This is a genomic window from Chamaesiphon sp. OTE_20_metabat_361 (assembly GCF_031364565.1).
On the sequence record NZ_JANLWO010000792.1, the window covers coordinates 1 to 7,959 of the forward strand.

Consider the following 7,959-nt stretch of genomic DNA (forward strand, 5'->3'; position numbering starts at 1 on the left):
TGCCAACATCACGCATCCCATGACAGCCAATCTTCCCCCCCAGTACGACGCAAAGACAACCGAAGCCAAATGGCAGCAGATTTGGGAAACAAACCAAACCTACAAAGTCGATCCAGCTAGAGGTGGGAAACCCTTCTGCATCGTCATTCCGCCGCCAAACGTGACGGGAAGTTTGCACTTGGGACATGCGTTTGAACAATCGCTGATCGATGCACTGATTCGGTATCATCGGATGTGCGGGGATAATACGCTATATCTCCCCGGTACGGATCATGCCAGTATTGCGGTACAGACGATTCTAGAGAAGCAGCTCAAGGCTGAAGGTAAGACACGGTACGATGTCGGACGCGAGAAGTTTCTAGAACGCGCCTGGGAGTGGAAAATGGAGTCGGGTGGTACCATCATCAATCAGCTCAAGCGGATGGGTGTTTCGGCAGATTGGACGCGGGAACGGTTTACGCTGGATGAAGGACTGTCGGCGGCGGTACTTGAAGCATTCGTGCGGTTGCACAAAGATGGGCTAATCTATCGGGGACAGTATTTAGTCAATTGGTGTCCGGCTTCGCAGTCGGCGGTGTCAGATTTGGAAGTTGAAAATAAGGAAACTAATGGGAGTTTGTGGTATTTCCGTTATCCTTTGAGCGATGGTTCGGGATACATTGAAGTTGCCACTACGCGCCCGGAAACGATGTTAGGTGATACCGCCGTAGCTGTAAATCCCAAGGATGAAAGATACAAACATCTGATTGGTAAGGCGGTGAGACTGCCGATTCTCGATCGCGATATTCCCATTGTCGGCGACGATTTTGTCGAGGCTGAGTTTGGAACGGGTTGCGTAAAAGTTACTCCAGCTCACGATCCCAATGACTTTGCGATGGGCAAGCGTCATGACCTGCCGTTAATTAATATTATGAATAAGGACGGCACTCTCAATGAGAATGCTGGTGAATTTAACGGTCAAGAACGCTTTGCCGCGCGGCGAAATATCGTCGCAAAATTAGAAGAACTGGGTAATTTAGTTAAAATCGAAGCTTATAAGCATACGGTACCATATAGCGATCGCGGCAAAGTACCTGTCGAGCCATTACTATCAACTCAATGGTTCGTTAAAATTCGTCCGATGGCGGATAATTGCCTGGAGCATTTAGATAGCCAGAATTCCCCCGAATTCGTCCCCCAACGCTGGGGAAAAGTCTATCGGGATTGGTTGGTTAAATTGCAGGATTGGTGCATCTCACGGCAATTGTGGTGGGGGCATCAGATTCCGGCTTGGTATGCTGTAAGTGAATCTGGTGGTGAGATCACTGATAATACACCGTTCTTTGTCGCGAAAAGTGAAGCAGAAGCGCGGGTACAAGCGATCGAGCAGTTCGGCGCGGATGTAAAATTAGTTCAAGATCCTGACGTATTAGATACCTGGTTCTCATCGGGATTATGGCCGTTTTCGACGCTCGGTTGGCCAGAAAATACTACGGATTTGGAGATGTACTATCCGACTTCGACGCTAGTTACTGGTTTTGATATTATTTTCTTCTGGGTAGCTCGCATGACGATGATGTCGGGATATCTGACTGGTAAAATGCCATTTAAAGATGTCTATATTCACGGGTTAGTACTCGATGAAAATGGTAAGAAGATGTCGAAGTCTTCTAACAATGGAATCGATCCATTATTACTAATTGATAAATACGGCACTGATGCACTGCGATATACTTTAGTTCGCGAAGTAGTAGGTGCGGGGCAAGATATTCGGATTCAATATAACCGCAAGACTGACGAATCAGAATCCGTCGAAGCCAGCCGGAATTTTACTAATAAAATCTGGAATGCAGCGCGATTTGTAATGCTGAGCTTCGAGAGTTCGGAGTTTAAGATCGATCGCGACAACTTGACAGTTCCCACAGTTGAATCGCTAGAAGTAGCTGATAAATGGATTCTCTCGCGTTTCCATCAAACAGTGCAGCAAACTAGCGATAATATCGATCGATATGCTTTAGGCGATGCAACTAAAGGCTTATATGAATTCTTCTGGGGGGACTTCTGCGACTGGTATATCGAACTAGTTAAGTCGCGGTTACAAGAAGGTGCAGATCCGGCAAGTAAATTAGTCGTGCTGCAAACTTTGGCGTTTGTTTTGGATGGGATTTTAAAGTTACTGCATCCATTTATGCCACACGTAACGGCAGAAATTTGGCAGACTTTGACTGAGAGCGATGAGCTGCATGACATCTCAACCCAAGCATATCCTACAGCCGATCGATCTCTAATTAATCCCGAACTCGATCGCGAATTCGATCTCCTCATCGGCGTCACGCGGACTATCCGCAATCTCCGCGCCGAAGCCGATCTCAAACGCGCCATTAAAGTCGCAATTATCATCCAAAGCGACAGTGTTACCGAGCGAGAAATCTTAGAGCGCGGGAAAACTTATCTGTGCGATTTGGCACAGATCGAACAGCTTACCATTGTTGATAAGTTAGCCGCAGAACCAACACGCTCTATTGCAAGTGTCTTTGCAACGGTGCAGATTATCTTACCATTGACTGGAGTTGTCGATCTCGAAGCTTTCAAAGCTAAAATTCAGAAGAAGATCGATAAAATCGATAAAGAAATCGAATCGATTCACGGTCGTTTAAATAATACTAAATTTATCGAACGTGCCACGCCGGAAGTGGTTCAACAGACTAAGGATAGTTTGGTGGAGACTGAAAAGCAAAAGGAAATCTTACAGGAAAGATTGCAACAATTTTAAGAGGATAATTTTTTAGTACTGCCATACCAGCAGTAGGCTGTTGCCAATTGGCGCACGTGGCGATCTAACTGTCAATTTGTCTCAGTGTCATCAGCCGATCGGATGTTGTATTAAATATGTAGTGTTATGTTATGATTTTCCAGTAGTATTAGCAGGTAGTTAAAAGGAAGACCCGACGATTGACTCTTTCCAGTTCTTAGCGATTTGGATCTATGACAATAGCCCTGTCCCTATTTGCAATTTCTACTGCGGCAATTATCTTTTTTAGCCATCGGCTTTTATGCTATTTGCGACATTTTCAGGAAAGAAATTACAGTCCCAAGTTATTTAAGGATTGGTTATTAAAAAATAGGATCTATGATAAAAAGGGTAGTTTAATTGCTACCCTCGCTGCTATAGCAACCACAATTACCAGCCAGAGTCGAGCCAGTTCTCTCTTAATTTGTACGATCGCGATGGCTGCTTTTATTTGCCTAAGTTTATGGGAAGGCGATCCTCGCGAAGTCGGCTACCCGGTATTGTTACCAACTCCAAGAGTCATCATAACTTATGGTTTGGCGTTAAGTTTGTATGCGATTTCATTGGTCTCGATCGTTGCGATGCTCGATCGCATTGCCAACCTCAGTATGTCCGCTTACTGGCTACTCATCATCATCGCGATCCAATCTTCACCACTCTGGCTGTTGCTGGCAAATACGATCGTCATCCGCGCTGTTTATCGTCCGCTGTAGAAGCCTAAAAAACCGCCCCAAATCGTTAAATTTGGAGCGGTTGGTAGTCTTATCGATCGCTAATTAGATCGCATTAACCCCCAGCTACAGCCGGAACGATACTTACTTGGTCGCCATCTTTGAGCGGAGTGCCAGGGCCATCGAGGAAGCGGATATCTTCATCATTGACATAGAGGTTGAGAAATCTCCGTAATTGACCCGCATCATCGCAGAGTCGGGCTTTAACGCCGGGACAGGCAGTTTCAAGTGCATCTAGCAGCTCGGTAATACTATTACCTTCACATTCGATCGTCGCGCGATCGCTGGTGAATTTTTGAAGTGCAGTGGGAATTAATACTTTGACAGTCATTTGATGAGATGGGAGGTGGGAGTTGGGAGATGGGAGACGGGGGGACGGGGGGACGGGGGGATGGGGGGACTAGGGGACTGAACAAGCGTTCGATCGTGTCCACTATTCCCTATTCCCTATCCCCTGCCTAAAACCTAAACCAAGACTTGTTGCCAGTCTAAGCGATCGAGTGTCTGCGATCGTTCGAGGGCGCGCTCGAAGCTGTCTAGTTTAGCTTCGATTTGGAAGGGTTCGCTGACGTAACCTTGGATAGATTCTTGGGTTTTGAGACCGTTACCAGTGATGTAGACCACGGTAGTTTCGTCGGGGCTAATTTTGCCAGCTTCGACGAGTTTTTTGAGGACGGCAATAGTCGTACCGCCAGCCGTTTCGGTGAAGATGCCTTCGGTTTCTGCCAAGAGCTTCATCCCTTCGATGATTTCGGCATCGGTAACAGCTTCGATATGACCGTTGGTTTTGCGAGCGAGTTCTAGGGCGTAGATACCATCGGCGGGGTTGCCGATCGCGATCGATTTGGCGATCGTATTGGGCTTAACTGGGACTACAAAATCGCGACCTTCAGCATATGCTTGAGCGATCGGCGAGCAACCTTCAGCTTGTGCGCCGCTAAACCGGACTGGTTTGTCTTCGACCAAGCCAATTTTGACAAATTCTTGGAAACCCTTGTGAATCTTGGTAAACAGGGAACCAGAAGCCAGCGGTGCCACTACATGATCGGGTAATTGCCAACCGAGTTGTTCGGCAACTTCATACCCAAGGGTTTTGGAGCCTTCGGAGTAGTAGGGACGCAGATTGATATTGACAAATCCCCAGCCGTGGGTGTTGGCAACTTCGCAACAGAGGCGGTTTACTTGATCGTAGTTGCCTTGAACTGCCATGACAGTTGGGCCGTAAATGACCGTGCCCAGCACTTTACCTGCTTCGAGGTCGGCAGGGATAAAGACGCAGCATTCCAACCCAGCATGAGCGGCGATCGCGGCGGTGGAGTTGGCTAAGTTACCAGTACTCGCACAGGAAATTGTCGAGAAGCCAAATTCTTTGGCTTTGGAAAGTGCTACCGATACCACCCGATCCTTGAAGCTCAAGGTAGGCATGTTGACAGCATCGTTTTTAATGTAGAGATTCTTCAGACCCAGGCGACGCGCCAAGCGATTGGCTTTGAGTAGGGGCGTCATTCCGGTACCGACATCGACGATATGCTCGTCGGGAACGGGGAGTAAATCTTTGTAACGCCAAATGGAGTGTGGGCCAGCTTTGATGCTCTCGCGAGTCACCTTGGTACGGAGGTAGTCATAATCATATTGGACTTCTAATGGCCCGAAGCATAGTTCGCAAATGTGTGTCGCTTTGAGTTCGTACTCAGTACCACACTCTTTACAGGCTAGTCCTTTGGCGGCAGTCGTTCTATTGCTGTTTAAGGTTGCTTGGGTCATGTTAGGAGGTCGTTGTGATAAAGAAGATCCGTTAACTTGTTAGCGACAAGCTTACCATGGCTAGATTTTGCCGTCAAACATACCCGACTAAATTAGTCGGGTATGTCATTGGCGTAAAATCCCCTAAGCCAGAACTCAAAAGCGCTAGACACACTGTACCTACGGCAGGCTATCGCCAACGGCTGTCGTATCGCTAAAGGCGAGGCTTCTATTCACTATCCACTATCCACTATTCACCAAAACACTAGTAACTTTGTGTCGATGCAAGATGCAAGTTAATAAGATCCCTCTCTAAAGAGAACGACTTTAACTGTTTCGAGTAATATTTTGAGATCTAGAGCGAGCGACCATTGGAGGATATAAATCATATCCCAATAGAAAATCTCATCAGAATCGATACTGGCACGACCTTTGACTTGCCACAGTCCGGTAATTCCTGGTAATACTTCGTAGCGTAAGAAGCGATCGCGCGAGAATTGTTCGACATTCTGGATCGACAACTCATAATCGCGAATAGCAATCGGGCGCGGGCCGACCAGACTCATTTGACCTTGTAAGACATTGATCAACTGGGGTAATTCGTCTAGGCTATAATGACGCAAAAACTTACCCACATTGGTAATTCGCGGATCTTCTTTAATTTTAAAAAGAACTCCACCTTTGACCTCGTTTTGGGATTCTAGCTGGCGTTGCAGCTCGCTAGCATTTTCAACCATCGTCCGAAATTTCCAAACTTGGAAATGCCGACCCTTCAAGCCCACGCGACTTTGACGATAAAAAATTGGGCCGCTTGAGGTACTTTTGATGGCAATCGCAATCGCGATGAAAACTGGTGCTAGCACAATTACCAGAAACGCCGCTGCGATCGAGTCTAGCAGACGTTTTAACCAAAAATTGATTCCAAAAATAGCTAGGGATTTAAACCGGACAGTGGGGATTTCTTCAATCATCTTAGTCTCAGCGGCTCGTTGCGGCAATTGCAATTCGGTTGGGACTATCCTCAGATGAATTCCGGCAGCTTTTAAACTCCAATACAAGATGATTTGATTGTCAATTAGCTGCTTTGAACAGATAAACACTTCACTAATTCTTTGCGAGCAAATTTGGTCGATGATATGTTCTAATTCATTTTGAATATCCCACACCGACAGATCGATAACACTATGGATTTTAAATTGTTGCGATCGAGCGATTAACTTAGTGACTTTATCGATATCGCTACGATTTCCCATCAGCACGACTGATTGCTGAAAAATTGGATTGCGCTTGCGGATTTCGATCGTGACTAAATCTAATAAATATCTGGCCGAACCGATCGATACAAAGTTTAGCACCCAAGCAATCAAAAATACCGAGCGCGATATCCACCACAATCCAGGTTGATAAAAGAACGCGGCGATTAAAATCATCACTTGTGCGAGCGTGAGCGATTTTAGTAATTTTGCGAAGCGATGCAGCTTGTCATCGGTACCATAAAATCCAGATGCTGCCAAGGTGCCGATACTCACAGCTAGAATCGGTACGATGGTGTCGGTAATATGACGCCCTTCTGTCTGCGTACCGATCCGATCGGCGATCGTCCATGATATAAACAACATCGAAGTGTCTAAAAAGACCGACACGATCGATCTCAATACTACTAGCGGCGTCCGCCAGCGGATTGACAGGTTTGTTGCTCTGATATCTTCTGTCTGCCAACTGTAAGCAAGGGCATCAGATTTTTTGAGATCGGTCATGCGATCGCTCCAAAAGGATGTGAGATGGGATCGAATAAAACTGCTATCGTGATCTAAATCACTAATTGCCTGTGATATTTATTTTGTTAACTTTTAGATAAATATTACCCTGCCATCATGACTAAAAAATGTCGATAATGTCAATAATCATTTGACTAAATTTATTTGAATTGCGATCTTGGAGATCGACACTCAAAAATATTAATTCAGATATATGACTAAGGTAAATTAAGTCATCTGGCGGTTGAAAAATTAGTATGCCTGAAGAAAAATTGTGTGTATATTTTAATTTTTGGCATAATTTTCATTCACGATTGATGTGAAGATAGTAAACTCAGCAAATCACTAGAAACCGAGGGTAGCAAGTTCATGGAGTGGAGTTGGGTAGGAACAATTAATTGTAGTGTATCTGTAATTATTCCATCATACAACAGTGGTGAATTTTTACCCGCAGCAATTGAGAGTGCGATCGACCAAAGCTACCCCGCCAGTGAGATTATTGCGATCGATGATGGTTCGACCGACGATACTAGGTTAGTTTGCGCTCGATACCCTACGGTTAGGTATATATATCAAAGCAATCAAGGTTTGCCTGGGGCGAGGAATAAGGGGATCGAGGTGGCCACGGGCGAGTATCTAATTTTTTTAGATAGCGACGATTATTTGTGCCCTGAAGCGATCGAGATTGGCGTAAGTTGTCTGCAAGCGCATCCTGAAGCTGGCTTTGTGTTTGGACGATACTTATTTCGATCGATTAATCCCGACGGCTCGTATAGTACTCAGCGACTTTTTGACGAGCCGCCGTCTGTTGCCAGCTATACAACAATTCTAGCAGCCCAGCATAATATCCAGTGTGCTACCGCCATCTGTCGGCGGGAGGCAGTTACCGCAGTAGGCGGGTTTGCACCACAACAGGAAGATCTAAACTTGTGGTTGCGCATCGCCCGCGAGTGGCCGA

General features: G+C 46.0%; 6 protein-coding genes. 3 read left to right on the forward strand and 3 right to left on the reverse strand.

Features of this window, described 5'->3' with window-relative positions:
• Nucleotides 1-19 precede the first annotated feature (19 nt).
• Nucleotides 20-2,752 carry a valine--tRNA ligase gene (locus RMO35_RS22435; RefSeq protein WP_309744498.1) on the forward strand — a complete coding sequence of 911 codons (2,733 nt, stop codon included), beginning with the start codon at nt 20-22 and terminating at the stop codon, nt 2,750-2,752.
• A 212-nt stretch (nt 2,753-2,964) separates the two neighbouring features.
• Nucleotides 2,965-3,483, forward strand: a complete 519-nt coding sequence (locus RMO35_RS22440; protein ID WP_309744488.1) for a hypothetical protein — start codon at nt 2,965-2,967, stop codon at nt 3,481-3,483.
• A gap of 73 nt (nt 3,484-3,556) precedes the next feature.
• Here the strand turns inward: RMO35_RS22440 and RMO35_RS22445 are convergent, their stop codons facing one another.
• The 3 genes from RMO35_RS22445 to RMO35_RS22455 form a co-directional block, all read right to left on the reverse strand.
• Nucleotides 3,557-3,832, reverse strand: coding sequence for a MoaD/ThiS family protein (locus RMO35_RS22445; RefSeq protein ID WP_309744490.1), 276 nt, complete (start codon nt 3,830-3,832; stop codon nt 3,557-3,559).
• 134 nt (nt 3,833-3,966) lie between these two features.
• Nucleotides 3,967-5,265, reverse strand: coding sequence for a threonine synthase (gene thrC, locus RMO35_RS22450; protein WP_309744492.1), 1,299 nt, complete (start codon nt 5,263-5,265; stop codon nt 3,967-3,969).
• Nucleotides 5,266-5,540: 275 nt separating this feature from the next.
• A complete protein-coding gene (locus tag RMO35_RS22455; RefSeq protein ID WP_309744494.1) occupies nt 5,541-7,001 on the reverse strand; it encodes a sugar transferase in 1,461 nt (486 codons plus the stop codon).
• 369 nt (nt 7,002-7,370) lie between these two features.
• Between RMO35_RS22455 and RMO35_RS22460 the strand changes: the two genes are divergently transcribed.
• Nucleotides 7,371-7,959: glycosyltransferase family A protein (locus tag RMO35_RS22460; RefSeq protein ID WP_309744496.1), on the forward strand; the 589-nt coding region annotated here is incomplete at its 3' end.

Coding starts and splice junctions, on each gene's coding strand:
- RMO35_RS22435 (WP_309744498.1), top strand. CDS start 20: ATGACAGCCAATCTTCCCCCCCAGTACGACGCAAAGACAACCGAAGCC.
- RMO35_RS22440 (WP_309744488.1), top strand. CDS start 2,965: ATGACAATAGCCCTGTCCCTATTTGCAATTTCTACTGCGGCAATTATC.
- RMO35_RS22445 (WP_309744490.1), bottom strand. CDS start 3,832: ATGACTGTCAAAGTATTAATTCCCACTGCACTTCAAAAATTCACCAGC.
- thrC (WP_309744492.1), bottom strand. CDS start 5,265: ATGACCCAAGCAACCTTAAACAGCAATAGAACGACTGCCGCCAAAGGA.
- RMO35_RS22455 (WP_309744494.1), bottom strand. CDS start 7,001: ATGACCGATCTCAAAAAATCTGATGCCCTTGCTTACAGTTGGCAGACA.